This window comes from Achromobacter sp. ACM02 (genome assembly GCF_014851605.1).
In the GTDB taxonomy this organism is placed as follows: Bacteria; Pseudomonadota; Gammaproteobacteria; order Burkholderiales; family Burkholderiaceae_B; genus Achromobacter; species Achromobacter aegrifaciens.
Genome location: NZ_JACUZY010000001.1, coordinates 477,027 through 501,584 on the forward strand (window position 1 = coordinate 477,027; position 24,558 = coordinate 501,584).

The window sequence follows — 24,558 nt, forward strand, 5'->3', positions numbered from 1 at the left end:
AGATAGCGGCGGAATATGCGTCAATGTCATGAGCATGATTCTGGAAATGCACGCTATGCATAACGAGAAACTGGACCTCAACCTGCTCGCCGTCTTCGACAGCCTGCTGCGCGAGCGCAGCGTGACCCGCGCCGGCGAGCAGCTCGGCCTGTCGCAAAGCGCCATGAGCCACGCCGTGAACCGCTTGCGCGCGTTCTTCGACGATCCGCTGTTCGTGAAGACCGGCCAGGGCATGCAGCCCACGCCCAAGTCCGAGAGCCTGGCGCCCACCATCCTGGCGCTGATGGCGACCATACGCGGCCAGGTGCTGTCGCAAGCGCAGTTCGATCCGGCCTCGGCGATGCGCGTGTTCACCCTGTGCATGACGGACATGGGCGAACTGGTGTTCCTGCCGCCGCTGATCAAGCGCTTGCGCGAACTGGCGCCGCATTGCACCCTGCGCACGCGCCAGGTGCCGCTGCAGCAGGTCGAGCCGCTGCTGGCGTCCGGCGAGGTGGATCTGGTGCTGGGATCGCTGCGCGCGGCGCCGCAGGGTCTGTTTCAGCAGCAGCTCTTCATGCACCGCTTCGTGACGCTGGTGAGCGTGAAGAACCAGGAGGTGGGCGACGAGCTGACCCTGGAACAATTCCAGCGCATGCCGCAGATCGTGGTGACCTTGGCCGGACGCTCGTCTGAAGCCTATGACAGCGCACTGGAGGAGCAGGGCGTCAAGCGCAACATTTTCCTGTCCACGCCGCACTTCCTGGTGGTGCCGCTATTGCTGGACCAGCACCCGGATCTCATCGCCACGGTGCCGCAGGAGTTGGGCAATGTGTTCGGCGGCTACGGCGTGGTCAAGGTGCTGGAGCCGCCGCTGCCGCTGCCGTCCTTCGCGCTGCGCCAGCATTGGCATCCGCGCTTTCACCAGGATCCGGCGATCATCTGGCTGCGGGAACTGGTGAAGGATACGTTCGATGGGTATCCGTGGGACGGGGCGAGGCTCAAGCAGGGTGGGCGCGACTAGAGATCCGCATAGCGCGGCAGCAGGTCCTGGTCCACCAGGCGCATCTCGATGCGGTTCGCCAATTCGACGTGGCTGGCGTTGTCCAGCGAAAACACTTCGTTCGCGACGCTGACGATGATGGTGCCGGTTTGTTTCTTTCCAGCAGCGGGAACGGGAATCAGAGCCTGGGCTTCCGGGACTTGCTCGGGAGTGATCACTTGGGGAAGGTAAAGCATCCAGCCGACGCCGGGTTTGTCGTCGAAAACCTGCTTTTCGTCGTAATAGCGTGGCGAGACGGCTATGTACTGCGCGACGAAGAGCTGGGCGATCGCGGCGACGATGTCCTTCACCGAGGCGGCGCCGCCAAAGCGGTCGTCGCGTCGCTTATGGTAAGAGACGGTCAGAGTGCACGGCCTGCCCCTGTCGTTGCCCTGCAGTTCAAGAACTACGCTGTTGCGCTGTTCTTCAGCGCCATTCCAAATAGAGATGGCAGTAAATGACCGGTCAAGCCGATATTCGTTGTTCAACACGGCAAGAAACGCATTCGAGGGTTCGTCGCCCTCGAATGCAGGATACAACCTGGCTTCGTCAATTGACTCACCCTGCGAGAACCACTCCGTCAATCCGTCGGATTTGTCAGCCAGCAGCTTCGTGATCGCGTGCAGTCGACGAAGCATTTCGGGAAAATCGCCGGACTGATGTTTCGGGTCTTCAAATTGGCATGTGATAAGCATGTCTTTCTCGTCAGGGAACAACTACGGATTCTGCACCCAGGCTATTCAGCAACTGCCGCAGCAGCGCCTGCGTTCTAGGCGTTTGAAAATACCATCTCAATCTTGTTGGAGGGTTGATGCGAACCGCGCCTGCCTGGCGGCTGGCTTGTAAGCGCATGGTCTTGAAGCCGCCAAACCAACCTGCTTGCTCGCCGTCCTCATCGATGAAACTGTCGTAGTTTCCTTTGGTCTCCTGCAGCAGGCATTCCGTCGACACAAAGCCGTCGAAATCGATGTCGAACCCGCCGCCGTGAGCGCCTCCCTGCCAGTTCCATTCATCGCTCCACAAACAATACTCCGTGTCGTAGTCGAATCCGGTAATCCTGGCCTGGTATGCGTAGGCGTTCCAATTTGCCCCATGCCTGCGTCTGACTTTCATCCCCAGGTCCGGCGGGCATTTCTTGCACGGTTCTTCGGTCCTGGGCAAGGCGCGGTCGGTGGGTTTGGCTTCACTGTCTTCCCGAGGCGTATCGCCTGGTAAAGTGGTCACGCCTCCCAGCACGGCACCTGCCGCGGCGCTTGCTGCCGCCCGGGCGAGCGCTGCCGCTATGGCTTCCGCTACCCATCCCGCGATTGGTATTGCCAGAGGTCCGGGCATTCTTCCTTACTCCCTTTGCTCTTGTTGAAGCCGTTGGCGCGATTGCCATTTCATCACTTGCATGTAGTCATGGAATCGTTGATCGGCGGGGCGTCCGGGCTTACGGATCCAGGCAAGAAACCCGGGTTGTTCATAGAATCCAGGAACCAGCGCCTCTTGCTCGACCCCGTGCAAAAAGCCCTTGGCGTCGATTGCACATAGACCTGCAACCTGTTGTGGAGTGAATTCAAGCACCATGGACGGAATGGATCCTGATGAGTTTGCCGTTGCGCTCCACAAGCCAGTCCTGGAAGGGGGCAAAGAACGCGGCCCGTTGCTCGGCGGTCAGCAGCGCTGCAATGTCGTCCGCAAGTCTTGCGTCGTAATAGCGCAGCAATGCAGTTGTCCCGTTGGGCATGCGCACGTCCAATCGCGCCCGCAGCGCTTCGGCCAGATCGTCCATTGCGTAGCCGCTGACGATCCAGGTGCATCCAAGCTCGCTTTCCGCCAGGCGTTGCAGCGCAGGGATGTGCGCGCTTCGATCGGCGGAGCAATCCAGCAGCCATGGGCCGGCATGAGCCAGCGCTTCATCAGGCGTGCCGTCGAACAGCGCCACGCAAGATGAGGAGCGGAATAAGGGCTGTGTAGCCGACACTTGTGCGTGCAGCAGCGCGTCAACCAGACCGTAAAGCCGCAAGGGAAAATTTGTTTGCTGCAGACGGGCCGCGAAGTGTTCCTCTGCCTGTATCGCCACCGGGCTACCCTCGCGCCACGGTGGTTGCGGCATTGCGGGCAGCGGCCTCCAGGCACTCCTGGCACAGCGTGTCGCTCTGCGCGGTTTTCATTGGAGCGGGATCGGACAATCCTTGTGCCAGACCGATGCGCGCCACCATCTGTGACGCTATCAATACGGCGCCGCAGGCGGTGCGCATTCCCTCCACGGCGGTGTCCTGGCCCATGAATGTATGATTGCGCCCCGGATCCGCCAGGATGGGAAAGGCGCCCTTGCATTTGGGGCAGGTGACTTTATGCCCCACCAAGGCGATCTCGCGTCCAAGAAGCATCGAGGTGGGGTGGCCCTCGGCTACGGTCCCGCCGTGCGAAGTCCGATCTCCCTTTCTGATGATCGATCGCTCAGACATGCCGCCTCCTTCTTGGTTGAAGGCGAACTTAGCATCGTTCAACCAAGGGGGGCGTTGACGAGAATCATAAGTGGGAAGACGAAGGCCGCGCCGGCCTCAATTGATCTTGATATTGCGTTCCTTCACAAGCGTCTTCCACTGCGCGGTCTCGCGCGCCAGGTGGTCGCGCAGTTCGTCCGGCGTGCCGCCAATGGGCTCGGCGCCGATGGAGTCCAGCGTGGCGCGCACCTTGGCGTCGTTCAATGCGGCACGCATGGCGGCGTTCAGTTTCGCGACTACGTCGGGCGGCGTGCCGGCGGGGGCGAAAGCCGCGAACCAGGGCATCAGTTCATAGCCGGGCAGGCCGCTTTCGGCCACGGTAGGCACGTCGGGCAGGGCGGCCGAACGCTTGCTGGTCGTTACCGCCAGCGCGCGCAGCTTGCCGGCTTCGATGTGCGGCTTGGCGGAGGTGATGCTGTCGAACATGTAATCCACCTGTCCGCCCAGCAGGTCGGCGACGGCAGGGCCGCTGCCCTTGTAGGGCACGTGCAGCATGTCCACCTGGGCCATGGACAGGAACAGCTCGCCCGCCAGATGGATGGACGTGCCCACGCCGGCCGAGGCGTATGTGTAATGGTTGGGTTGCGCCTTGGCCTTGGCGATCACGTCCTGCACGCTGGTGGCGCCGGTGCGTGCGGGATTGGTGACCAGCACGTTGGGCACCACGGCCAGCAGCGAGATCGGGGCGAAGTCCTTGACCGGGTCGTAGTTCAGATCCGTGTACAGCGCCGGGTTGACGGCCATGCCGTTGGCGACGATCAGGATGGTGTAGCCGTCCGGCTTGGCGCGGGCCACGCTGGCCGCGCCGATGTTGCCGCCCGCGCCTGCGCGGTTTTCCACGATGAAGGTGGTGTTGAGCTGCTTGCCCATGGATTCGCCCAGGGTGCGCGCGATGCTGTCCATCGCGCCGCCGGGCGGGAAGGGCACGATCCATTTGACCGGGTGATCCGGGTAGGTTTGCGCCAGGGCGGCGGACGAGCCCACCAGCAGCGCCAGGCCCATACAGGCCCGGGCGAGTCGTTGGAATGCAGAGCGCAAGCGCATGATGGTCTCCGTATTGCTGGAATTATTGTGTCGCTGCGCGCCGGCGGTCCGCAGATCACGGGAAGATGTTCCCGCGATTCATACTTTCCATGATCAGGTTCGTGCGATAGCTCAGTATGGCTTGCGTTTTCCCTGCGAGTCCAAGACTATATGGGTTCCGATTAATACCTTTATGGTATGTATAAGACCACGCGATGCAATTGAGGCAACTGCGTTATTTCCAGGCCGTGGCAGAGGAAGGCAGCTTCACCCGCGCGGCCGCGCGGCTGCACATGGCCCAGCCCCCGCTCAGCCGCCAGATCCGTCTGTTCGAGGAAGAACTCGGCGTGCAGCTGTTCGAGCGCACCACGCGCGCGCTGCGCCTGACGGAAGCGGGCCGCTTCCTGCTGGAACAATCGCGCCTGCTGACTGCGCGCCTGGAAGAAGTGCTGGAAGGCACGCGGCGGCTGGGGCAGACCCAGCGGCGCTGGTTCGGCATAGGCTTCGTGCCGTCCTCTCTTTACGGTTTCGTGCCGGAGCTGATCCGGCAGCTGCGCAACGCGGACCCGCAGGTCGAAGTGGGGCTCACGGAAATGACCACCTTGCCGCAGCTGGAGGCGCTCAAGGCCGGCCGCATCGATCTGGGCATCGGCCGCATCCTGTTCGACGATCCCGCCATCGAGCGACGGGTGCTGATGACCGAAGCGCTGATGGCTGCGGTGCCGCTGGGCCATCCCATTGCGCGGCTGCGGCGGGTATCCGTCGAACGCCTGGCGCGCGAACCCTTCGTGCTGTATCCGGCGCGGCCAAGGCCGAATTTCTCCGACCATGTGCTGGGCCTGTTCCGCGCGGCGGGGCACGCGCCGCAGGTGGTGCAGGAAGCCAACGAACTGCAGACCGCCATTGGCCTGGTGGCGGCGGGGCTGGGCGTGACGGTGGTACCGGCGTCGGTGCAGCGCTTGCAGCGGCAGGACGTGGCGCATGTGGCGATAGACGCCGATACTTTTGTGTCGCCGGTGATCGTCAGCTATCGCAAGGACGACACGTCGGCGTTCCTGGCGCGGGCATTAGGGCTGGCGCAGGCGCTGGCCGGTTAGCATCTGAGGAAACATGACCATGCCGGATCAGGCCGCAAAATCCCTCTCCCTCAGGCAATTGGAACTGCTGCTGGCGCTGGCCTCCGCCGACAGCATCGCGGGCGCCGGCGCCCGGCTGGGGATGACGCCCTCGGCCACCAGCCACGCCCTGCGCACGCTGGAGGCCACGCTGGGAGCGGCCTTGCTCGACCGCAATGCATCGGGGGTGCACCTCACCTATGCGGGACAGCAGATTCTGCCGCATGTCAGGGACGTGTTCGCGTCCCTGCAGATCGTGCGCGCGACGGCGAACGCCAGCGCGGGCCTGCGCTCGGGTCTGTTGAATCTGGGTTCGCTGGGGGCGAGCTCCTCCTTGAACATCCTGCCGCAGCTGCTTGAGATGTTCAAAGCCCGCTATCCGGGCGTCGACGTGTTCGTTACCGAGAAGCCGGACCCGGAATTGGAGCGCGCGCTGGTCGAACGCCGCATCGAGATCGGCGTGGTGGCCTTGCCCAAGCCGGATTTCGACACGCTGCCGCTCGTTACCGATGAGCTGATGGTGGTGCTTCCGGCTGGCCACCCGCTGGCCGAGCGCAAGACCATCGCGGTGAAGGACCTGATCGACTATCCGCTGATCATGACGCGCGCCGGTTCGCAGCCTGTCATTACGCGCATGTTCGAGCGAGCCGGCGCCAAGCCGCACATCGCGCACGACCTCTCGCAGATCATGTCCATCCTGGAGTTCGTCAGGCGCGGGCAGGGCATCTCCGTGCTGGCGTCGCTGGTGCTGCCGCAGGCTTACGACGGGCTGGTCTACCGCAAGATCAGTCCCGCCTCCAAGCGCAGGATCGGCTTGGCCTGCCTCAATGAACGCAAGCTGTCGCCTGCTGCGCACGCCTTCTGGGCCATGGTCAGGGAAGCCGCGCCCAAGCTGAAGTTTCCGGTCAAGTAAAGCCGCGCGTCAGCCGTCCTGCTTGGCGCGAAGGCTGCCCTTCATATTGAAAAAAAACTCAATTGAAGGTGAAGATTGCGAATTTTAGACTGCATCGATCGACTCTGATGGAGAAGGCGTATGCAGTCAGTGGAAGCTTCCGCGCTCAGCGGCGTGCGTGTCGTGGACCTCTCTCGCATCCTGGCGGGCCCGAGCGCGACGCAGCTGCTGGGCGACCTGGGCGCGGACGTGGTCAAGGTGGAAAAGCCGGAGGAAGGCGATGACACCCGGAAATGGGGGCCGCCCTACATCAACGACCAGGACGGCCGCGCGACCGCCGAAAGCGCCTACTACCTGAGCGCCAACCGCAACAAGCGGTCGATCGCGCTGAATATCGCCACCGAGGCCGGCCGGGACGCGCTGCATCAGTTGCTGGACCATGCCGACGTGCTGGTCGAGAACTATAAGGTCGGCGGCCTGGCCAAGCATGGGCTGGATTATGAACAGCTCAAGAGCAGATACCCGCGCCTGGTCTATTGCTCCATCACCGGATTCGGGCAGACGGGTCCGTACGCCAAGCGCGCGGGCTACGACTTTTTGATCCAGGGCATGGGCGGCATCATGAGCCTTACCGGCGAGCCGCAGGGCACGCCCATGAAGGTGGGCGTGGGCATCGCCGACGTCATGACCGGCATGTATGCCGCCGTCGGCATCCTGGCTGCGCTGCGCCACCGCGACCTGACCGGTCAGGGGCAGCACATCGACATCTCGCTGCTGGACAGCCAGATCGCCTGGCTGGTGAACGCTGGAACCAACTACCTGGCACAGCAGGAGTTGCCCGCGCGCCTGGGCAACGGCCACCCGAACATCGTGCCTTACCAGGTATTCGACGCGGCGGACGGTCCCATGATTCTTGCCGTCGGCAACGATGCGCAGTTCCGGCGTTTTTGCGAGGTTGCAGGCCTGGCCGGGCTGGCGGACGACGAGCGCTACGCCTCCAATGCGGCCCGCGTCGCCCACCGCGCCGAACTTTGCCAACGGGTACAGGACGCACTGGCCCTGCGCTCCAGGAAAACCTGGCTGGAACAGCTGGAAGCCGTGGGCGTGCCTTGTGGCCCCGTCAACGATTTACGCGATGTGTTCAGCGACCCGCACGTCCAGGCCCGCGGCGCGCAGTTGCGCATGCCCTGCGCGTGGGCGCAAGGCGGCGAGCTCAACCTGTTGGCGAACCCGCTCAAGCTTTCCGCCACGCCGGTGTCGTATCGCAGGCCGCCGCCGCGCCTGAACGAGCATGCGCAGCAGATCCTGCGCGATTGGACGGCGGGCTGACATCACACACCTTAGACAACACCGCTGCGACGACGGCGGATACAAGAGGAGAGAGGCATGGATAGGAGACAGTTGTTGGCGCTGGCCGCATTGACACCCTTGAGCCGCGCATTCGCGCAGGGCAAGTACCCGTCGCAGAGCATCAGGCTGGTCGCGCCCTATGCTCCGGGCGGAACCGTGGACATCCTGTCGCGGCAGCTGGCCGAGCCGATGCGCGCCAGCCTGGCCCAGTCGGTCATCGTGGAAAACCGCGGCGGCGCCGGCGGCACGCTGGGCGCTGACGCCGTGGCCAAGGCCCGACCCGACGGCTACGCAATCCTGTTCGGGGCGGTGCATCACGCGATCGCCCAGTCCGTGTATCCGAAGCTGGGATACGACATCCGCGAGATGACGGCGGTGGGCTTTCTGGGGCGCGTCAACCATGCGCTGATCGTCAACAAGGATCTGCCCGCGCAGAATGTGCAGGAGCTGGTGGCGCTGCTGAAGGCCAACCCGGACAAGTACAGCTATGCCACGCCGGGCGCGGGCACCATGCAGCACCTGATGGCCGAATATTTCAAGAACGTCACGGGCACCCAGATGATGCACGTGCCATATCGCGGTTCCGCGCCGGCGATCGTGGACATCATTGCCGGGAACGTCCACATGATGTTCGAAACCATGCCTTCGGCCATCCAGCACATCCGGGCGGGCAGCGTGCGCGCCATCGCGGTGACGTCGAAGGTCCGTTCACCCAGCTTGCCCGATGTGCCCACGGCGGCGGAGAGCGGCGCGGCCAATTACGACGCGACCAGCTGGTACGGCATCTATGCGCCGCCGTCCACGCCCGCAGACGTGGTGCGCGTGCTCAATGCGGCGGTCAACGCGGCATTCGCCGACCCGGCTTTCGTGCAGCGGTGGATCGCACTGGGCGCGGATGCGGGCGGCGGCACGCCGCAGGAGCTGGCCGCGCTGACGCGCAGCGAAGTCGAGCGCTGGGCCGAGGTGGCGCGGCGCGCGGATATCAAGGTGGGTTGATGCCGGCGGGCCTGGCGGCCCGGCCGGAGTTTTGCACGTAGCAAGGATGAACCATGACTGAACTTTCCCAAGAGCAATTGGCACTGCAGCAGCGCGCGCGCGAGCTGGCGCAGACCGTATTCAAACCGACAGCCGCAGCCACCGACCAATCCGAGCAGTATCCCTGGGACAACGTCCGCCAACTGCGCGAAAACGGCTTCATGGGCATGACGATCCCGCGCGAGTACGGTGGGCGGGGCCTAAGCTATCTAGATACAGTCCTGGTCGTGGAGGAAATGGCCAAGGCTTGCGCCACCATGGGGCGCATCACCGTCGAAGCCAACATGGGCGCGATCGGCGCCATCATGCAGTACGGCACCCATGAACAGAAGGCGCTGGCCGCCGAGTGTGTATTGGCTGGCGACAAGCCCGCCATCTGCATCTCGGAACCCCAGGCCGGCAGCGCGGCCAGCGAAATGGGCACTCGCGCAGTCCGTCAGGGCGATGACTACCTCATCAACGGCGAGAAATACTGGATCACCGGGGGCGGGGTGTCTCGCCTGCACCTGATCTTTGCGCGCGTGTTCGACGACGGCGCGGATCTGGGCATAGGCGCCTTCATCCACGTGCGCGAACCGGACGCCGAGGACGATGGCCTGGAGATCGCCAAGCGTTCCTACGCCATGGGCGTGCGGGGTATACCCGAGACCTACATCGCGTTCCGGGATCTCAAGGTGCACAAGTCCATGCTGGTGGTTCCGCCGGAGGGCTTGAAGCGCGGCTTTGCCGGGCTGATGCAAGCCTACAACGCCCAGCGCGTGGGCGCGGGCACCGTGGCGTTGGGCATCGCGCAGGGCGCCTTTGAAGAAGCCGTCGACTACGTCAAGCAGCGCCAGCAGTTCGGCCGGCCGATAGCGGAGTTCCAGGGCTTGCAGTGGATGATTGCCGACATGGCCATCCAGTTGAATGCGGCGCGGCACATGCTGCATGCGGCCGCAAGCAGCGGCACGGCGCGGACCTTTGGCTTTCCGGACCTGTCGCTGGCCGCGCAGGCCAAGATCTACGCGGCCGAAACGGCGCAGCGCGTGACCAACGACGCCTTGCAGCTGCATGGATCGTCCGGCTATGGACGCGACCTGCCGATGGAACGCCATGTGCGCGATGCGCGCATGTTCACCATCGCGGGCGGCACCGCGCAGATCCTGCGCACCCAGGTCGCTTCCGCCGTGCTTGGGATGAAGCTGCCGCAGACGCGGGATGGGTATATCCGCGGGAAGTGATGCTTGACGACGAATTCCGCTGCGCGTAGCATCTTTTGAACCGATCGGTATAAAAGGAGCTCGGCGATGGAATTCCAAGGCAAGGTTGCGCTGGTCACCGGGGGCACGCGTGGCATCGGCGCCGCTATCGTTCGCAGGTTCGCGGAACGGGGCGCCGATGTCGCCTTCACCTATGCCAAGTCGGATCAGACCGCGAAAGACTACGCCCAGGAACTTGGCGCAATCGGCGCCAGGGTCCTGGCCATCAGGGCGGACAGCCGCGATCCGGCCGCCGTCCGTGCGGCGGTGGAGCAGACCGCAGGGAAACTGGGCAGGCTGGACATACTGGTCAATAGCGCCGGCGTGTTCCCCTTCGGGCCTGTCGAGGACGCCACGCTCGAGGAAATCGACGACACCCTGGCGATCCACGCCAAGGCGGTATTCGTGGCCTCGCAGGCCGCGCTGGCTCATATGGGGACCGGCGGACGCATCATTTCCATCGGCTCCTGCTTCGCGCAACGCGTGCCTTATGGGGGCGTGACGCTCTACGCGATGAGCAAGTCGGCGCTCATCGGATTCACCAAGGGCCTGGCTCGGGAGGTCGGCGGCCGCGGCATCACGGTCAACATCGTCGATCCGGGATCGACTGACACCGATATGAATCCTGCCGATGGTCCGGCGGTAGCCGCCGAGTTGGAACTCATGGCGGTCAAACGCTACGCCGAACCCGAGGAAATTGCCGCAGCCGTGGCTTATCTTGCGGGGGCCGAGAGCCAATTCATCACCGGCGCGTCGCTCGCCATCGATGGCGGCTTCACCGCCTAGGGCTGCGGGAAGTCCAACAGAAATGGGGATTCAGATGGCATGGGGTTTCCTGGTTCTGGCCGGCATGCTTGAAATCGTCTGGGCATTGGCACTGAAGCAGGCCGACGGATTGACGCGGTTCTGGCCGAGCCTGATCGGCATAAGCGTCGCCATGCTGAGTCTTGTCCTGCTGGCCTTGGCCCTGAAGCATCTGCCGGTGGGCACCGCTTACGCCATCTGGGTGGGCATAGGCGCTTTCGGCGTGGCGGTTTTCGGCACATTGGTGCTCGGCGAGCACATGTCATCGGCCAAGCTGTTGTTCCTGGGCTTGATAGGCATAGGCGTGGCGGGCCTGCGGATAATTGAAACGTGAATTCTGGCAATCAAGCTAAACCGGCCACCGCGCCGAAAATCGGGCGTCCGAAGGCGTTCGACAAGGACCGGGCCTTGCTGGCGGCCATGCGTACCTTCTGGGCGCAAGGTTATGAAGGCACCTCGATCCAGGATCTGGTCAGCGCCACGGGCGTCAACAAGCCCAGCCTCTATGCGACCTTTGGCTGCAAGGAGGAAATCTTCCGGCAGGCCGTCGAACTTTACGACCGCGTCGAAGGGCGAGCGACGGCGCAGAGCCTCAGCGCAGCGCGGACGGCCCGCGAGGCCGTCGAAACCATGCTGCGATCGAACGCGCGCGCCTATGCCGTCAACGAGGGCCCGCGTGGGTGCATGATCGTGTTGTCATCGCTGCTGGGCGCGCCTGAGAACGAGAGCGTGCGTGCGTTTCTTGCCGCAAATCGGGAGGAAGGAGAATCGACGCTGAGGGAACGGCTTGCGCAAGGCATTGCGGAGGGCGACCTTGCGCCGTCCGCCGATGTCCGGCAGCTTGCCGCCTTCTACACGACCGTGCTTGAAGGCCTGTCGATCCAGGCCCGCGATGGCGCGGGCGCGAAAAAGCTCAACATGATCATTGATGCCGCGATGCTTGCGTGGCCGGCCGGTTGACATTGCCGGCGCAGCTCGTCGCAGCGCTTGCGGGCCAGCTTAGGGCGAGACCACCATCCAGGCGACGATCCGCCGCACGACAGGCAGCAGCAGCAAGAGGCTGGGAAAAGCCACTATCCACGAGGCTCCCCAGGCGCTGGGCCAGTTGAGGACAAAGTCGGGACCCACGCCCACGCTCGCGGCGGTCGCCACCGCTGAAACGATGGCCGACATGAACACGGAAAGAACCAGCGGCATCAGAACGGGGGCATAGTGCCGCGGGAGCTTTTTCAGGGTGGGGCTTGATGAATGGTCAGCCATCTCAATACTCCTTGCCGCCGCGCGCCGCTTGTTTCTCGGCCACCAGGTCCTTGACGTACTCGCGCAGTGAACGCGGATCCCGTCCGAGTGCAGCCTTCAGCACAAGACTGTTTCCTCCAAGCCCGCAGGCCCGGTAGTGATCGAAGACTTTGGACAGAAGAAGCAACTGCTGTTCGCCATAAGGCAGGCGCGCGTCTTGCGCCCACGCGTTGAAACCGGGCTCCAATGCAGTGACCGGAGATCCCAGCTCCTCGGCCAGGGCCGTCACGATGTCCATGCGGCTGTACATGCCGGCGCATAGCTCCAAGGTCGCGTAGGCCAGCCTGTCCTCGGTCAGGGCGATCGCGGCAACCTCGGCCACATCGCGATAGTCCACGCGGGCGATTCTCGTGTCTTTGGGAAAGGGCTCGCTGAAGCGGGAATGGTCGCGGATCGACGGCCAGGCCAAACCGATGTTCTGCATGAAGTTCGCGGGATGCAGGATTGTGTATTCCAGTCCCGACGAGTAGAGCGCGTCCTCCACCGGGATCTTGCTGGCGTGATTGGCCAGTCGCACGTTCGTTGGCTGGATGACCGATGAAAAGACGAACCTCCTCACGCCGCTGCGCTTGGCCGCGTCGACCAGGGCAACGCCCATGGGCGCTTCGTCTGCGGTGAACGCGGGGCCGATATGAAAGACGCCGTCCACACCTTGCGTTGCGGCTGCGAGGCTGTTGACGTCGCGGAGGTCACCGATGGCGGTCTCGGTCGCTCCCAGCGAGCGGGCCTGAGCGGCGCGTGTTTCGTCGCGGACGAGCGCCCGGACCGCGACCTTGCGCCGCTGCAATTCAGGAACGACCAGGCCGGCGAATTTGCCGGTGGCTCCTACGACCAAAACCGTGGGCTGAGTGCCGTTCACAGGGTTTCTCCTTCGTATGCATGTGGGTACGAAGGCAGTGTATTTTCTACCGATTAGTGGAACAATACTTGTGAAATATGAATGTGAATCACGTTATACGAGATAAATAATGAGCCGCCTCGAAGACCTGGAAGCGTTCATCCACATCGCTGAAACGGGAAGTCTGACGAAAGCCGCGCGCCATCTCAGCCGCTCGCTACAGGCCGTCAGCCGTTCTCTTGCCGCGCTGGAAGAGGACGTCGGCGTGCAACTGATCCATCGCACTACGCGGCATTGCTCTCTCAGCGAAGCGGGCGAGGCGTTCTTCCGGCGGGTCAAACCGGCGATGGAGGAAATAGGCGAGGCCCGGCTGGAGGTTGCAGACCGCCGAGCCGCGCCGTCGGGCATATTGCGTGTCGGCGCGCCGGTACTGTTCGGGCCGGACTTCCTGGTTCCGATCATCGCGCAGTACATGCGCGCATACCCGCAGATGGAAGTCGATCTGCAATTGACGGATACCTTTGTCGACCTGTCCGCCGCAGGCCTCGATCTGGTCGTGCGCATCGCAGACCTGCCGGATTCCGGCTTGCAGGGAAGACGATTGGGAGCCTTGCGCAGAGTCGTATTCGGATCGCCTTCCTATTTCGAACAGTATGGCCGTCCCGCGCATCCTTCGGACCTGCGGCAGCACGCCTGCATTGTCAGGACTCTCGATCAACGCTCGGGGCAGTGGGCCTTTGAGATAGACGGCAAGCGGCGCAGCGTCGGGGTGCGGGGTCCGTTCCGGACCAACACGATGGCGGCGATCTATTCCGCGGTCAGCGCCGGACTCGGCATCGGCTATTCGCCGCTATGGCAGATCAGGCACCTGCTGGATGCGGGGCAGGTGGAGGTCATACTCGAAGCGTTCGAGTCCAAGCCTGTGCCCATACACGTGCTTTGGCAGGAGCACAGGCTTCCGCCTGCCAAAGTGCGGGCTTTTATTGATTATCTGGCGGCTGGGCTGAAGCTCGATCGGTTCTAGGGGCGCCGCGGGAGTCTGCGGGCGAGGGCGCCGCTACTATCCCAAGCGCGGCACGGTAGACTAAGAATCCCCGTATCCTGATGCGCACTTTCGCTCCAAGGAGGATCATCATGCCGGTATTTCAGATCAAGCACTTGGACCATGTCGTGCTCAGGGTTCAGGACCTGACGCGTAGCGTGGACTTCTATACGAAAGTACTGGGCTGCGAGATCAAGAAGAAGAACGATGAGTACGCAATGATCCATCTGAGCGCCGGCGGTTCCATGGTCGATCTGGTCGATGTGCAGGGGCCTCTGGGCGCCGCGGGCGGGGCAGCGCCAGGGAAAGACCGGCACAACCTGGACCACTTCTGTCTTCGCGTCGAGCCGTTCGATGAAACGGCCATCCTCGAGCATCTGCGAACTTTCGGCATTGCGGCGGACAAGGCCGTGATGCGATATGGCGCGGAAGGCGAGGGACTTTCGATCTATTGCTTTGATCCCGACGGCAATCAGATCGAACTGAAGGGGCCTGCGATCTAGGGCTGGCGCAGGTTGGATCTCTGTATTAGGTCAACGCACCGGCAGCAGATATCTCAAGGCCTGCATAAAGCCACGCGGCGCCACGGTGAGATGGTCCTCGTCATTCAGGACCACGGACTTCAGTTTCAAACCTGGATATTTCCGGCTTTGCAGCGCCGCCTCCAGCGCCCGGTTGTCGGCGACCATGTCCACCGTCTGGTTGTAGCGCCGGTCGCCTTTGCGCAGGGCTTCGTAGGCGCCAACATAAAGAAAGACATTCGCCGTCAGGTCCCGATGCTGCTGGGCATAGCCCGCTTCCAGCTTCAAGGCATGCCTTTTGTCGTACCAGAGGGACGGGCTGCCGAGGACATAGCCGTTGAACATGCCGGGCTCGGTGAACAGGATCTGCGTCCCCAGCAGCGCCCCATAGGAGTGGCCGAGAAAGAGGGCTCTGGCCGGGTCGGTCCGGTAGCGGGCGGTGATGTAAGGCTTTACCTGATCGCGCAGATACGCTTGATAGGCCCGCGCCTGACCATGGACCGCATTGGCCGGCGCGGTGCTTGGGCCGTTCGGTGTAGGCGTGTAGTCGCGCTGGCGGCTGACTCCGCCATCCTCGCCTTTGTCATATGACAGGCCGACAAGAATGAACTCCTCGATCCGCGGTCCTTCCACGTTCAGGCGGCGCGCCAACTGCCGGATGATAGGGAAGGCATAGTCGGCATCGGTAACATAAAGCACGGGGTAGCGCCGTTGCGGCTGCTTCGCATAGGACGGCGGCAAGGCGACGTAGACCTGATAGCCGCGGCCCGACACGGGATCGGGCACGTCCCAGACTTCGCTATCGGCGATTTCGTATGGGCGACCCTCGCCAGATTGCATCTTGGGCGTCGATTGGGCCTGGGCTTGCGTCGGGCCGCCATGTAGGCCGAAGCTGACGAGGAGGGCAATCAACAGGGCATTCAGAAGGCGTCGTTGCATGGGGGAAGGCTCGGCAGCCAGCAAGTTTGAGCACATGAAGTGGGCGGAATTGTAGACTGGCACCATAATCCCGGTCCGTTGCCGCCAGCAGACGTGACGAGTTCCTCAAACTTGCTGCCAGGAAGATCGCCCTGCAAATGCGCCGCGGCGACGGCGTTCGTACCTCAAGGAGCAAAATCATGGCCACAACCCTGCGCGCAATCCGTTCAGACATCACGAAGCTCGAGGTGGACGCCATCGTGAATGCCGCGAACTCCTCATTGCTGGGCGGCGGCGGCGTCGATGGCGCCATCCATCGCGCGGCGGGCCCGGATCTAGTGCACGAATGCAGATTGCTGGGCGGTTGCAAGACGGGGGACGCGAAGGTGACCAAGGCCTATCGCCTGTCCGCTCAATACATCATTCATACGGTGGGGCCGGTGTGGCGGGGCGGGGATGGCGGAGAACCGGCGCTGCTGGCCAGCTGTTATCGCCGATGCATCGAGCTGGCGCAAGAAAGAGCGGTCAAGTCGATTGCGTTCCCCAGCATCAGCACGGGGATATATGGGTATCCTATTGAGCGGGCGACAGAGGTGGCCGTCGCAAGCGTCCGCGAAAGCCTGGCTGAGGACTCATCCATACGGGAGGTGATCTTCTGCTGTTTCTCAGCGGAAGATCTCATTCAATATGAGCGCATCTTGAATGGGCCACATGCATGACTCTGCAAAGGCGCGGTCGCCAAGGCGCAACATGGCCCGCTGACCTAGTTCAGCGTTCGAATGAACCGGTGCAGCCGCCAAAGCGCCAGTCCAACGAAGAGGCTCAGGCAGGCCGAGATGAAGGCTGCCGCGAGCGCGGCCGGATTGACTTTTTCTAGTGTCCAGGCGAGAGCCGCTGCTGCGGACAATGGCAGGGCGGCGGCAGAAATCAGAGTCGCCGCCAGCATGCTGGCCGAAGGATGTAGTCCGAACCATGCTGCGTGATCCGGTTTTTGGTTTGACTTTTGAATACGCCTGAGCAAGTCATGGAGAAGAATCAGGAAGTACGCTTGCACGCAAGCCAAAATGACCATAGCCCCAAAAATCGCACCCTCACGGGGCAGCTTGAGGCCAAATAGATCTACTGCCTGGTCGCTTGCGGAGTGAAGAGCCTTCACGCGCTGAATTGCCTCGTCAATATCAAAATCCTGAAAGCCGTCGGAGACTTCCGCCAACTCATGAAACGCGGCGGCGTATGTGCCGCTGCGCCATGCCGGATACATTTTTTGGAGTGCGTATGGGTCGATGGGCGCCTGCACAAGCTCGAACGGAATGGTGATTTGCACGTCGCGCCTGGGCTCATAACGTGTAGGCCCGAGTTCCAGGATCAGGTCGATTACCTGATTCTTGTCAACCCCGGAAGGTGCATGAGGCTTGCTCAAGCGTGTCGATGCCGGCGGATAGTCATCGTCGGGTGGTTCCGATCGTGCCTTGAAGCACATGCTGTGGATGTAGGAATCGGCTTCAACACCAGAGAACGAGCGGCGAACCCGCACCTTACAGTTCCTTTCCTGGATGTTGCTTGGGAACTTTATGTTGGGGCCCGAGACGACCACGCCGCGTCGTAGTGCATCCCAAAGATCCTCGAAGCTTGCAAGCGAGCGGTTGGACAAAGACAAGTCGGCGTCAAATTGCCAAGCTGCGTATGCCCACAGCTGCTCGGGCTGCAGTTCCGCGTACCCCTGAAACCACAGCTCAATTGGGGGAGGATTGTTCATCTGCATCACTCCGATTGCACTAAGCGATGCAAAGTCGCCTGCCACTGGAATGATCGAGTCCAGGTAAATCTGCTGTCGTAGGGCAGGCCAGCGGCTCATGACCTCCCGGATCTGAAGGGCTTGTGTCAGCGCGGTGTTCAGCTTATGGAATTGGCTATTTACAACGCCGACGAAGATCGCGATCGAGAGCATGATCAAGCCGAATTGCATGCCGCGGAGCTGGCTAAGCAGCTCTGCCGGAAGGCTCGCGGGCACCACAGCGGCGGTTGGCGCCGACTTCTTTTTGCGCTTCATGCGTATTTTTCCGTACTCGTTCGGGTGCGTTGCACCGCTCGCCAACGGTTTTCGGAACAGCAAGTGTGACGCGGATCGCCGGCCTGAACGTCGTGGCGATGACGTTGACTTTAGCGCTGAACGTTCGAGTTCGTCGAGCTTTGGAAGCTGGCAAGGCAGTCGCCTATCTCGGGACGTGCACTAGCCGGTATTCAGTATGGCGATTGTCCACATGGCCGGCACCTTGGTGGCCGGGCCGGCGGGTATTCGCGTATTTCCGGATATGCGCTGCAGGTGCTCATGGAGGACACGTTGACAATGCGCCCATGATCGCGCAGGACGGGCAGGGCTTGCTGGATCAAGAAAGGGGATCTTCAGGTTGACTTGGAGTGCCCAATCGAACGCGTCCACCGGCAGGTGGCCGCGCAGGCCTACGCTTGCATTGTTGATCAGCATGTCCGGGCGCTGGGATAACGCCTCGGCGTTTCTTTGGGGGAAAAACGGGTCGACGCATAACGGCGATACTTCGACAGGCGTCGTACATCCACGGGCACCTATCGGAATATCGGAAGTAGATGAAACCTCATTTCAAGTTCCAGCCAGGCTTCAAATGCCTGTTCAAGGTGGCTGAATTCTCCGTGGATCGTCCTTCGGAGGCCTCGTTCCAGGTACAAGATTGCGTAGCCTGACGCAGTTTCCACTAGCCAATTGCCATCATCGTTTGGCTTCGTAGTGATAAAGCAGCCCAAGCCGCGCCGCCGAGCTTCCGCAGAAATTTCCGAAAACGAAACAGTCCAACTCGGTGGCAGACGGCTCCAGGCGCCACCACAGTAGCGATGGACCAAGTTCCACACGCGGCCCGATAATACGGCGTCGATTTGCTCAAGCTCTGGAATTTCCACCTCATTCCCTTACTCTGACTCCCGGAGAATTGGCGATTTTCAGGGATATCCCTGAGCATGTCTACGACCGTTTTTGGGTCGGTATTTGACTTGGGAATGCTTGGGCTTGCTTCGAGCGGAACATGCGCTGCCGATCAACGATGATGCGGCCAGCCAATCCTACAGCCGCTGCCCGCCCGTCGCATCAATACGCTGCCCCGTGATCCAGCGCCCCTCATGCGACGCCAGAAAGGCGACGATGTCCGCAATGTCCTCAGGCTGCCCCACGCGCCCCAATGCAATCGTCTGGGCAATGACCTTGCTCTGCTCCGGATCGCGTGCGCGGGCATTGAGGTCCGTGGCCGTGGCGCCGGGCAGGACGGCGTTCACGGTAATGCCGCGTGCGCCCAATTCGCTCGCCAGCAGCAGGGTCAGCGCTTCCAGGCCGGCCTTGGCCGGCGCGTAGACGCTCATTTCCGGATAGGCGGCGCGCGTGCCCATGGAGGACACGTTGACGATGCGGCCATGGTCGCGCAGGAAAGGCAGGGTCTGCTGGATCAGGAAGAAGGGGGTCTTCAGGTTGACCTGCAGCACCCGGTCGAACGCGTCAGGAGTGACTTCCGGCAGGCGGGCGCGCAGGCCCACGCCGGCGTTGTTGACCAGGATGTCCAGGCCGTCGTCGGCGTAGCGTTCCTTGAGCGAGGCGCGCAAGTCCCGCGCCAATGCTGCGGCGGCGTCCGCCAGCGCCAGGTCGGCCTGCAAGGCCCAGGCTTGGCCGCCAGCTGCCTGGATCTGGCGCACGACCTCGTCGGCGGCATCGCCAGCGCTGTTGTAGTGCACGGCGACGCGCGCGCCGCGCCGGCCCAGGGCCAGCGCGATGGCGCGGCCGATGCCGCGGCTGGCGCCGGTCACGAGCGCGGTTTTGCCCACGAGGCTGTCGGGGAATTCAGTCTGGCTCATGCCGTTTCCGTTTCGGGTTGGGTCCACGCATGCTGCGCTTCCAGTTCGCGCGCGGCAAGCAGCAGCGCGTTGCGGTCGATCTTGTTGGTGCCGGCCCAGGGCAGTTCATCCACGAAGCGGATGCGCCGCGGATGCTGGTAGGCGGGGCCGTGCTCGAGCGCGTGGCGCTTGAGCGCATCGGCATGCAGTCGGCTGCCGTCGCGGCGCACGACGAAGGCGACGGGGATATGGCCGCGTTCCTCGTCGGCCAAGGGCACCACGCAGCTCTGGCGCACGTCGGGGTGCGATTCCAGCAGTTTCTCGACCTCGACGGGATAGATGTTCTCGCCCGAGCAGACAAACATGTCGTCGGCGCGGCCCACGAAGTAATAGAAGCCGTCGGCGTCGCGCCGCAGCACGTCGCCGCTGTAGTACCAGCCGTCCTTGAGCACCTGTGCGCTCTTTTCCGGGAGGTTGTGATAGCCGGCGAGCACTGCGGGGTTCTTCATCAGCAGCACGCCCTGGTCCGGGCCAGGACCGTCAGCGAGCCGCACCTGGGTGGGATCGAGCGGGTAGCCCAGCGCCAGCGCGGGCGTGGGCAGGCCGTCGGGATGCGGGCCAAACACGGCGGGGCCGGCCTCGGTGGTGCCGTAGCCGTGGGTCACGCGCACGCCGGGCAGGGCGCGCTGGATGCGTTCCAGCAGCGCCACGGTCATGGGGGCCGAGCCCAGCATGACGCGGCTCAGCGCCGACAGGTCGCGTCCTTGCAGCAGCGCCGGGTCCTTGACCAGTCGCGCGAACATGGTGGGCACGGCGGTCAGGACAGAGATGCGGTAACGCTCCAGCGCGTCGGCATAGGCGGCGACATCGAATGAAGGCTGGATCACCAGCAGGCTGTTGCTGGCGAAGGCGCGCTTGGCCATGAACAGGCCGTTCATATGGAATAGCGGCTGGGCCAGCAGGTATCGTTCCTGCACGCCGGCGCGGGCGACGACGGCGGCGGAGGTGGCAGCCAGCGCCCACAATTGGCCGCGATGCGTGAGCGGCACGCCCTTGGGCTTGCCGGTGGAGCCCGAGGTGTACAGCATCTGCGCGATGTCGTCGGCCTGAGGCGTGACGAAGCCGAAGTCCGTGGGCGCGATCTGCGCGGCAAAGCCTTGCGGACCGGCGTCGTCGAAGTCCAGCACCGGCACCTTGGCTTCGAAGGCGGCGCGGCGCGGGCCATCCACCAGTGCGAGCGCGATGCCGGCGTCGCGCAGTACATAGTCGATGTTCTCTTGCGACTGCTTGATGTTGACGGGAACGGCCACGTAGCCCGCCCGCATGATGCCGAAATAGGCGATCAGGTACTCGGCCCGGTTCAGCGCGGCGATGGCGACGCGGCTGCCCGGCGCCAGGCCGCGCGCGGACAGCCAGGCGGCCACGCCGCCCGCCAGCAGGCGGACCTGGGCGTGGGTGTAATGCCGCGGCGTGTCGGACTGGCGCAGGTCGATGATGGCGGGCAGATCGGAAGACAGTTCCGGGTCGGCCAGATGGCCCAGATTGAGCAGGGAATGCGTCATGGAATTTTCCGGAAAGAATGCGGCTCAGCGCTTTTGCAGCTTGGGGTTGAGCGCGTCGTTCAGGCCGTCGCCGACCAGGTTCAACGAGAGCACGGCCAGCATGATGGCCACGCCCGGCACGGCGCAGATGTACCAGGAAGAGCGGATCAGGCTGCGGCCTTCGCCGACCAGCCGGCCCCAGCTGGCGATGTTGGGGTCGCCCAGGCCCAGGAAGGACACCACCGATTCGTAGAGGATGGCGCCGGCCACGACCAGCGAGGACATCACGATGACGGGAGGCAGGGCGTTGGGCAGGATTTCCGCGGCGACGATGCGCAACGGACTCATACCCAGCGCGCGGCAGGCCTGCACGAACTCGCGTTCCTTGAAGGACAGGAACTCGGCCCGGGTCAGGCGCGCGATGGGCGGCCAGGACACCAACCCTACGGCCAGTGTGATGTGTTCGATGCGCGGCCCCAGAATGGACACCACCGTCAGCACGAACACGACGTTGGGAATGATCTGGAACAGCTCGGCCACGCGCATCAGGCCCTCGTCGACCCAGCCGCCGGCCCAGGCCGCGGCCGCGCCCACGCTCACGCCGATCAGCGTGGCGGTGGCCGCGGCCACCAGGCCGATCAGCAGGGTGGCGCGCGCGCCGTGGGCGATCATGGCGGCGATGTCGCGCCCCATGGAGTCGGTGCCCAGCGGATGACGCCAGGATTCGAACGGCCAGACCTCCGGCGCGGCGACGATGCGCAGCGGGTCTGTGGGATATAGCCAGCCTGCGCCCACCGCCAGGAAGGCGACCAGGACGAGCAGCGCGGCGCCCGCGACGGCGCCCCGGTTGCGCGCAAAGCGCGCGGCGAACGAGGCGCGGCCGTGGGGGGATGCCGCAGGCAGGGCAGTAGCGAGGGTAGGGGATGCGGACATGTCAGGCAGCCTTGATGCGCGGGTCCAGCCGCGTGTAGATCAGGTCGACGGCGATGTTGGCGATGATCACCACGAAAGAGCTGAGCACCAGGATGCCCAGGACGACGGGATAGTTGCGGCTCATGACGCTGTCGAACAGCACGGCGCCGATGCCGGGCCAGCTGAACACCGCCTCGACGACGATGCTGCCGCCCAGCACCGCGCCCAGTTGCAGGCCCAGCAGCGTCACGATGGGCAGGAAGGCATTGCGCAGCACGTGGCGCAGGACCACGGCGCTGCGCGTCAGGCCCTTGGCGTACGCGGTGCGCACGAACTCCATGCGGCTGACTTCCAGCATCGAGGCGCGCATCACGCGGGCATAGGCGGCGGAATAGAACAGCCCCAGGGCCAGCGCCGGCAATGCCAGGTGGTGCAGCACATCCAGCGCCTGGCGCCAGGCGCCGCCGGACAGGCCGATGGTCACCATGCCGCCCACCGGAAACCAGCCTAGCTTGACCGAGAACAGCACGATCAGCATGATGCCCAGCCAGAAGCTGGGCGCGGCAAAGCACAGCACGGCGAACACCGACACCGCGCTGTCCCACCAGGTGTTGACCTTGACGGCCGACACGATGCCGGCCGCCATGCCCACCAGCACCGCGATGGCGAGGCTTGCGCCCATCAGCAGCAGCGTGGCTGGCAGGTGCGCCAGGATCACGTCCAGCACGGGCAGGTTGTGGCGGTAGGAATAGCCCAGATCGCCGCGCGCCACGGAGCCTATGTACTTCAGCAACTGCACGGCGGGCGGCTGGTCCATGCCGTAGGTCACGCGCAGGCGCTCGATGAGCGCCGGGTCGGTGACCTGCTGCTCGGCCGTCATCACGTCCAGGAAGGTGCCGGGCACGGATTGGATGAGCGCGAAGTTCAGCACCACCACGCCCAGCAGCAGCGGGACGGCCTGGGCCAGCCGGCGCAAGATCAGTCGGATCGGCATGCGTGCGCCTCAGGCCTGCAGCCAGACGTCGGCCAGGGTTTCGCCCTGGACGTTGGCGCCGGTGGTGAAGTTGCGCACGTTCTTGCCGGCCAGCGTGAACGACTGGATCTCCACCAGCGGCACGTGCGGCACGTCGGTCGAGGCCAGGCGGGCGAACTGGTGCGCAAGCGTTCGGCGCGCGTCCGGGGCGGTCTCCTGGGTCAGCTTGGCGACCAGCGCGTCCATTTCCGGGTTGGAGTAGCCGGTGGCGTTGCGGAAGGCGGCGCCCTTGACGATGCCGTCGGTGGTGTAGAACTGGGTGACAGTGGGCACCAGTTCCAGCGGCGAGGTGAAGTTGGAGACGGCGATGTCGTAGTCGTAGTCGCCATAGATGCGCTTGAGCGCCGTGGCGCGGTCCACGGAATCCAGCTTGACCTCGATGCCCACGTCCTGCAGCGCCTGCTTCAGGTACTGGCCGAGCTTGGCGTTCTCCTCGAACCAGGCGGCGGCGACCAGATTCACGGTGAAGCGCTTGCCGTCCTTCACCGGCAGGCCCGCGGCGTCCAGCAGCGCGGCGGCCTTCTTGGGGTCGAACGGATAGCGCGGCACGTCCTCGGTGTAGAACAGCGGGTTGCTGCTGAAGACCGGCGCGATGGCGGGCTTGCCGCGGCCATAGTAGATGGTGTCGACGATGAACTGGCGGTCGATGGCGTGCAGGATTGCCTGGCGCACCTCGCGGCGGTTGACGATGTCGCGGCGCTGGTTGAATTCGGCGGTCACGGTCCAGGCCGAGTTCTGGTAGCCGCGCGTGTCCACCACCACCTTGCCGGTCTTGAGCAGGCGGTCGATGTCGCGGGCAGGCACCGGGTTGGAATAGGCCAGGCCCAGCTCGCCGGTCTCCAGCGCGGCGCCGCGCGTGGCGGGGTCGCCCCACCAGCGGATGATGAGGCGGTCCAGGTTGGGCTGGCCGGCATTCCAGTAGCTGTCGTTGCGCAGGTATTCGACGTGGCTGCCGCGCACCCACTTGCCGTACTTCCAGGGGCCGGTGCCGACCGGCGTGTTGTTCAGCGGGTTGGTGATGATGTCGCGCCCGTCGTACAGGTGTTTGGGTATCAAGAGCTGGAACTGGCCGGCCAGCGTGGATTTCAGGAAGAACTCCGGCACCGGCGCGTCGAAGTTCAGCACCACGGTCAGCGGATCGGTCGCGGTCGCGCCGGTCAGCGACTTCAGCGCGATGCCGGCGGAAATCGGCTTCCAGTGCTGCAGCACGTTGTAGACCACGTCGGCGGACGTGAACGGCGCGCCGTCGTGCCAGGTGACGCCTTCGCGCAGCTTGATGGTGTAGCTGCGGAAGTCTGCGGCGGGCGTCACGGACAGGGCCAGCGCGGGCTGGAACTTCAGGTCGGCATCCAGCTTGAGCAGGCGTTCCAGGATCTTGGTCGCGGTCTGGAACGGGCTGGACCCGCCGCCGCCGGGCACGAACAGGGCCTGGGGCTCCAGGCCGCCCCAGCTGGCGACCAGGGTGCCGCCTTTGCGGGCGGGGCCGGCGTCGGCGCCGGGCTGGGCAGTCGCGGCCAGCAACGCCTGGGGCGCGATGCCCAGGCCGGCGGCCAGGCCGCCCGCGGCGGTACGGGTAAGGAAGGCGCGCCGTCCGGGGCGCTGCGCGGTGGTCATGATGGTGTCCTTGAAGATGAG

28 protein-coding genes are annotated in these 24,558 nt (G+C 64.0%); 12 read left to right on the plus strand and 16 right to left on the minus strand.

Annotated features, from left to right (window positions below; genetic code table 11):
* The first annotated feature begins 55 nt into the window (after positions 1–55).
* Complete coding sequence (locus tag IB258_RS02175; protein WP_166738268.1) at positions 56–1,003, plus strand: LysR family transcriptional regulator; 948 nt, start codon at positions 56–58, stop codon at positions 1,001–1,003.
* Here IB258_RS02175 and IB258_RS02180 read toward each other — a convergent pair.
* The 6 genes from IB258_RS02180 to IB258_RS02205 form a co-directional block, all read right to left on the minus strand.
* Positions 1,000–1,716, minus strand: a complete 717-nt coding sequence (locus IB258_RS02180) for an immunity 52 family protein (protein ID WP_054454904.1) — start codon at positions 1,714–1,716, stop codon at positions 1,000–1,002. The genes IB258_RS02175 and IB258_RS02180 overlap by 4 nt on opposite strands.
* A gap of 10 nt (positions 1,717–1,726) precedes the next feature.
* A complete protein-coding gene (locus IB258_RS02185; protein WP_166738269.1) occupies positions 1,727–2,353 on the minus strand; it encodes a restriction endonuclease fold toxin 5 domain-containing protein in 627 nt (208 codons plus the stop codon).
* 6 nt (positions 2,354–2,359) lie between these two features.
* Positions 2,360–2,590 (minus strand): hypothetical protein, encoded by a 231-nt coding sequence (locus tag IB258_RS02190; RefSeq protein ID WP_192352053.1) that lies wholly within the window; start codon positions 2,588–2,590, stop codon positions 2,360–2,362.
* Complete coding sequence (locus IB258_RS02195) at positions 2,580–3,119, minus strand: DUF4123 domain-containing protein (RefSeq protein ID WP_192327648.1); 540 nt, start codon at positions 3,117–3,119, stop codon at positions 2,580–2,582. Before IB258_RS02195 ends, IB258_RS02190 begins: the two co-directional genes overlap by 11 nt.
* Positions 3,091–3,474 carry a PAAR domain-containing protein gene (locus IB258_RS02200; RefSeq protein ID WP_054454672.1) on the minus strand — a complete coding sequence of 128 codons (384 nt, stop codon included), beginning with the start codon at positions 3,472–3,474 and terminating at the stop codon, positions 3,091–3,093. Before IB258_RS02200 ends, IB258_RS02195 begins: the two co-directional genes overlap by 29 nt.
* Before the next feature lie 96 nt (positions 3,475–3,570).
* Entirely contained in the window at positions 3,571–4,557 is a 987-nt protein-coding gene (locus IB258_RS02205; protein WP_192352054.1) for a tripartite tricarboxylate transporter substrate binding protein, read from the minus strand.
* A 194-nt stretch (positions 4,558–4,751) separates the two neighbouring features.
* Between IB258_RS02205 and IB258_RS02210 the strand changes: the two genes are divergently transcribed.
* The 8 genes from IB258_RS02210 to IB258_RS02245 all read left to right on the plus strand — a co-directional run bounded on the left by IB258_RS02210 (position 4,752) and on the right by IB258_RS02245 (position 11,930).
* Positions 4,752–5,633, plus strand: coding sequence for a LysR family transcriptional regulator (locus IB258_RS02210; RefSeq protein ID WP_059379704.1), 882 nt, complete (start codon positions 4,752–4,754; stop codon positions 5,631–5,633).
* Between the two features lie 19 nt (positions 5,634–5,652).
* Positions 5,653–6,564: a LysR family transcriptional regulator gene (locus IB258_RS02215; RefSeq protein WP_192352232.1), complete on the plus strand. Its 912-nt coding sequence runs from the start codon at positions 5,653–5,655 to the stop codon at positions 6,562–6,564.
* A gap of 120 nt (positions 6,565–6,684) precedes the next feature.
* Positions 6,685–7,872, plus strand: coding sequence for a CaiB/BaiF CoA-transferase family protein (locus IB258_RS02220; RefSeq protein WP_192352055.1), 1,188 nt, complete (start codon positions 6,685–6,687; stop codon positions 7,870–7,872).
* Between the two features lie 57 nt (positions 7,873–7,929).
* Positions 7,930–8,889, plus strand: a complete 960-nt coding sequence (locus tag IB258_RS02225; protein ID WP_125470389.1) for a tripartite tricarboxylate transporter substrate binding protein — start codon at positions 7,930–7,932, stop codon at positions 8,887–8,889.
* A gap of 53 nt (positions 8,890–8,942) precedes the next feature.
* Entirely contained in the window at positions 8,943–10,148 is a 1,206-nt protein-coding gene (acdA, locus tag IB258_RS02230; RefSeq protein WP_192352056.1) for a 3-sulfinopropanoyl-CoA desulfinase, read from the plus strand.
* A gap of 66 nt (positions 10,149–10,214) precedes the next feature.
* Positions 10,215–10,952 (plus strand): SDR family oxidoreductase, encoded by a 738-nt coding sequence (locus tag IB258_RS02235; protein ID WP_192352057.1) that lies wholly within the window; start codon positions 10,215–10,217, stop codon positions 10,950–10,952.
* 34 nt (positions 10,953–10,986) lie between these two features.
* Complete coding sequence (locus IB258_RS02240; RefSeq protein WP_054454653.1) at positions 10,987–11,304, plus strand: multidrug efflux SMR transporter; 318 nt, start codon at positions 10,987–10,989, stop codon at positions 11,302–11,304.
* On the plus strand, positions 11,301–11,930 hold the full coding sequence (locus IB258_RS02245) for a TetR/AcrR family transcriptional regulator (RefSeq protein ID WP_175160693.1): 630 nt from the start codon (positions 11,301–11,303) through the stop codon (positions 11,928–11,930). The genes IB258_RS02240 and IB258_RS02245 overlap by 4 nt, the downstream gene beginning before the upstream one ends.
* A 39-nt stretch (positions 11,931–11,969) precedes the next feature.
* Here the strand turns inward: IB258_RS02245 and IB258_RS02250 are convergent, their stop codons facing one another.
* Complete coding sequence (locus IB258_RS02250) at positions 11,970–12,230, minus strand: DUF2798 domain-containing protein (protein ID WP_192327666.1); 261 nt, start codon at positions 12,228–12,230, stop codon at positions 11,970–11,972.
* A gap of 1 nt (position 12,231) precedes the next feature.
* Positions 12,232–13,128 (minus strand): NmrA/HSCARG family protein, encoded by an 897-nt coding sequence (locus IB258_RS02255; RefSeq protein WP_192352058.1) that lies wholly within the window; start codon positions 13,126–13,128, stop codon positions 12,232–12,234.
* A 109-nt stretch (positions 13,129–13,237) separates the two neighbouring features.
* Here IB258_RS02255 and IB258_RS02260 point away from each other — a divergent pair, with 109 nt between their 5' ends.
* On the plus strand, positions 13,238–14,131 hold the full coding sequence (locus IB258_RS02260; RefSeq protein ID WP_054454645.1) for a LysR family transcriptional regulator: 894 nt from the start codon (positions 13,238–13,240) through the stop codon (positions 14,129–14,131).
* 110 nt (positions 14,132–14,241) lie between these two features.
* Complete coding sequence (locus IB258_RS02265; RefSeq protein ID WP_192352059.1) at positions 14,242–14,652, plus strand: VOC family protein; 411 nt, start codon at positions 14,242–14,244, stop codon at positions 14,650–14,652.
* Between the two features lie 30 nt (positions 14,653–14,682).
* Here the strand turns inward: IB258_RS02265 and IB258_RS02270 are convergent, their stop codons facing one another.
* Positions 14,683–15,609, minus strand: a complete 927-nt coding sequence (locus IB258_RS02270; protein WP_192352060.1) for an alpha/beta hydrolase — start codon at positions 15,607–15,609, stop codon at positions 14,683–14,685.
* Positions 15,610–15,788: 179 nt separating this feature from the next.
* Between IB258_RS02270 and IB258_RS02275 the strand changes: the two genes are divergently transcribed.
* Positions 15,789–16,307 (plus strand): O-acetyl-ADP-ribose deacetylase, encoded by a 519-nt coding sequence (locus IB258_RS02275; protein WP_054454641.1) that lies wholly within the window; start codon positions 15,789–15,791, stop codon positions 16,305–16,307.
* Between the two features lie 44 nt (positions 16,308–16,351).
* On the opposite strand, the gene IB258_RS02280 is transcribed toward IB258_RS02275, so the two are convergent.
* From IB258_RS02280 to IB258_RS02310, 7 genes are all read right to left on the minus strand, one after another.
* Complete coding sequence (locus tag IB258_RS02280) at positions 16,352–17,638, minus strand: hypothetical protein (RefSeq protein ID WP_192352061.1); 1,287 nt, start codon at positions 17,636–17,638, stop codon at positions 16,352–16,354.
* Positions 17,639–17,818: 180 nt separating this feature from the next.
* Positions 17,819–18,073, minus strand: a complete 255-nt coding sequence (locus tag IB258_RS02285; protein WP_175213306.1) for a hypothetical protein — start codon at positions 18,071–18,073, stop codon at positions 17,819–17,821.
* 605 nt (positions 18,074–18,678) lie between these two features.
* Positions 18,679–19,458 (minus strand): SDR family oxidoreductase, encoded by a 780-nt coding sequence (locus tag IB258_RS02290; RefSeq protein WP_175160704.1) that lies wholly within the window; start codon positions 19,456–19,458, stop codon positions 18,679–18,681.
* Positions 19,455–20,999: a class I adenylate-forming enzyme family protein gene (locus IB258_RS02295; protein ID WP_175180882.1), complete on the minus strand. Its 1,545-nt coding sequence runs from the start codon at positions 20,997–20,999 to the stop codon at positions 19,455–19,457. The genes IB258_RS02290 and IB258_RS02295 overlap by 4 nt, the downstream gene beginning before the upstream one ends.
* 24 nt (positions 21,000–21,023) lie before the next feature.
* The gene (locus IB258_RS02300) at positions 21,024–21,911 is read right to left on the minus strand and encodes an ABC transporter permease (RefSeq protein ID WP_192352062.1); all 888 of its coding nucleotides are present in this window, start codon (positions 21,909–21,911) and stop codon (positions 21,024–21,026) included.
* A 1-nt stretch (position 21,912) separates the two neighbouring features.
* Positions 21,913–22,884, minus strand: coding sequence for an ABC transporter permease (locus IB258_RS02305; RefSeq protein ID WP_192352063.1), 972 nt, complete (start codon positions 22,882–22,884; stop codon positions 21,913–21,915).
* Positions 22,885–22,893: 9 nt separating this feature from the next.
* Complete coding sequence (locus tag IB258_RS02310) at positions 22,894–24,537, minus strand: ABC transporter substrate-binding protein (RefSeq protein ID WP_175213310.1); 1,644 nt, start codon at positions 24,535–24,537, stop codon at positions 22,894–22,896.
* Positions 24,538–24,558 lie beyond the last annotated feature (21 nt).

Excerpts from the sequence above, each read along its gene's own strand:
- IB258_RS02175 (WP_166738268.1), top strand. The coding sequence starts at position 56 with ATGCATAACGAGAAACTGGACCTCAACCTGCTCGCCGTCTTCGACAGC.
- IB258_RS02180 (WP_054454904.1), bottom strand. The coding sequence starts at position 1,716 with ATGCTTATCACATGCCAATTTGAAGACCCGAAACATCAGTCCGGCGAT.
- IB258_RS02185 (WP_166738269.1), bottom strand. The coding sequence starts at position 2,353 with ATGCCCGGACCTCTGGCAATACCAATCGCGGGATGGGTAGCGGAAGCC.
- IB258_RS02190 (WP_192352053.1), bottom strand. The coding sequence starts at position 2,590 with ATGGTGCTTGAATTCACTCCACAACAGGTTGCAGGTCTATGTGCAATC.
- IB258_RS02195 (WP_192327648.1), bottom strand. The coding sequence starts at position 3,119 with ATGCCGCAACCACCGTGGCGCGAGGGTAGCCCGGTGGCGATACAGGCA.
- IB258_RS02200 (WP_054454672.1), bottom strand. The coding sequence starts at position 3,474 with ATGTCTGAGCGATCGATCATCAGAAAGGGAGATCGGACTTCGCACGGC.
- IB258_RS02205 (WP_192352054.1), bottom strand. The coding sequence starts at position 4,557 with ATGCGCTTGCGCTCTGCATTCCAACGACTCGCCCGGGCCTGTATGGGC.
- IB258_RS02210 (WP_059379704.1), top strand. The coding sequence starts at position 4,752 with ATGCAATTGAGGCAACTGCGTTATTTCCAGGCCGTGGCAGAGGAAGGC.
- IB258_RS02215 (WP_192352232.1), top strand. The coding sequence starts at position 5,653 with ATGCCGGATCAGGCCGCAAAATCCCTCTCCCTCAGGCAATTGGAACTG.
- IB258_RS02220 (WP_192352055.1), top strand. The coding sequence starts at position 6,685 with ATGCAGTCAGTGGAAGCTTCCGCGCTCAGCGGCGTGCGTGTCGTGGAC.
- IB258_RS02225 (WP_125470389.1), top strand. The coding sequence starts at position 7,930 with ATGGATAGGAGACAGTTGTTGGCGCTGGCCGCATTGACACCCTTGAGC.
- acdA (WP_192352056.1), top strand. The coding sequence starts at position 8,943 with ATGACTGAACTTTCCCAAGAGCAATTGGCACTGCAGCAGCGCGCGCGC.
- IB258_RS02235 (WP_192352057.1), top strand. The coding sequence starts at position 10,215 with ATGGAATTCCAAGGCAAGGTTGCGCTGGTCACCGGGGGCACGCGTGGC.
- IB258_RS02240 (WP_054454653.1), top strand. The coding sequence starts at position 10,987 with ATGGCATGGGGTTTCCTGGTTCTGGCCGGCATGCTTGAAATCGTCTGG.
- IB258_RS02250 (WP_192327666.1), bottom strand. The coding sequence starts at position 12,230 with ATGGCTGACCATTCATCAAGCCCCACCCTGAAAAAGCTCCCGCGGCAC.
- IB258_RS02260 (WP_054454645.1), top strand. The coding sequence starts at position 13,238 with ATGAGCCGCCTCGAAGACCTGGAAGCGTTCATCCACATCGCTGAAACG.
- IB258_RS02265 (WP_192352059.1), top strand. The coding sequence starts at position 14,242 with ATGCCGGTATTTCAGATCAAGCACTTGGACCATGTCGTGCTCAGGGTT.
- IB258_RS02270 (WP_192352060.1), bottom strand. The coding sequence starts at position 15,609 with ATGCAACGACGCCTTCTGAATGCCCTGTTGATTGCCCTCCTCGTCAGC.
- IB258_RS02275 (WP_054454641.1), top strand. The coding sequence starts at position 15,789 with ATGGCCACAACCCTGCGCGCAATCCGTTCAGACATCACGAAGCTCGAG.
- IB258_RS02280 (WP_192352061.1), bottom strand. The coding sequence starts at position 17,638 with ATGAAGCGCAAAAAGAAGTCGGCGCCAACCGCCGCTGTGGTGCCCGCG.
- IB258_RS02285 (WP_175213306.1), bottom strand. The coding sequence starts at position 18,073 with ATGCTGATCAACAATGCAAGCGTAGGCCTGCGCGGCCACCTGCCGGTG.
- IB258_RS02290 (WP_175160704.1), bottom strand. The coding sequence starts at position 19,458 with ATGAGCCAGACTGAATTCCCCGACAGCCTCGTGGGCAAAACCGCGCTC.
- IB258_RS02295 (WP_175180882.1), bottom strand. The coding sequence starts at position 20,999 with ATGACGCATTCCCTGCTCAATCTGGGCCATCTGGCCGACCCGGAACTG.
- IB258_RS02300 (WP_192352062.1), bottom strand. The coding sequence starts at position 21,911 with ATGTCCGCATCCCCTACCCTCGCTACTGCCCTGCCTGCGGCATCCCCC.
- IB258_RS02305 (WP_192352063.1), bottom strand. The coding sequence starts at position 22,884 with ATGCCGATCCGACTGATCTTGCGCCGGCTGGCCCAGGCCGTCCCGCTG.
- IB258_RS02310 (WP_175213310.1), bottom strand. The coding sequence starts at position 24,537 with ATGACCACCGCGCAGCGCCCCGGACGGCGCGCCTTCCTTACCCGTACC.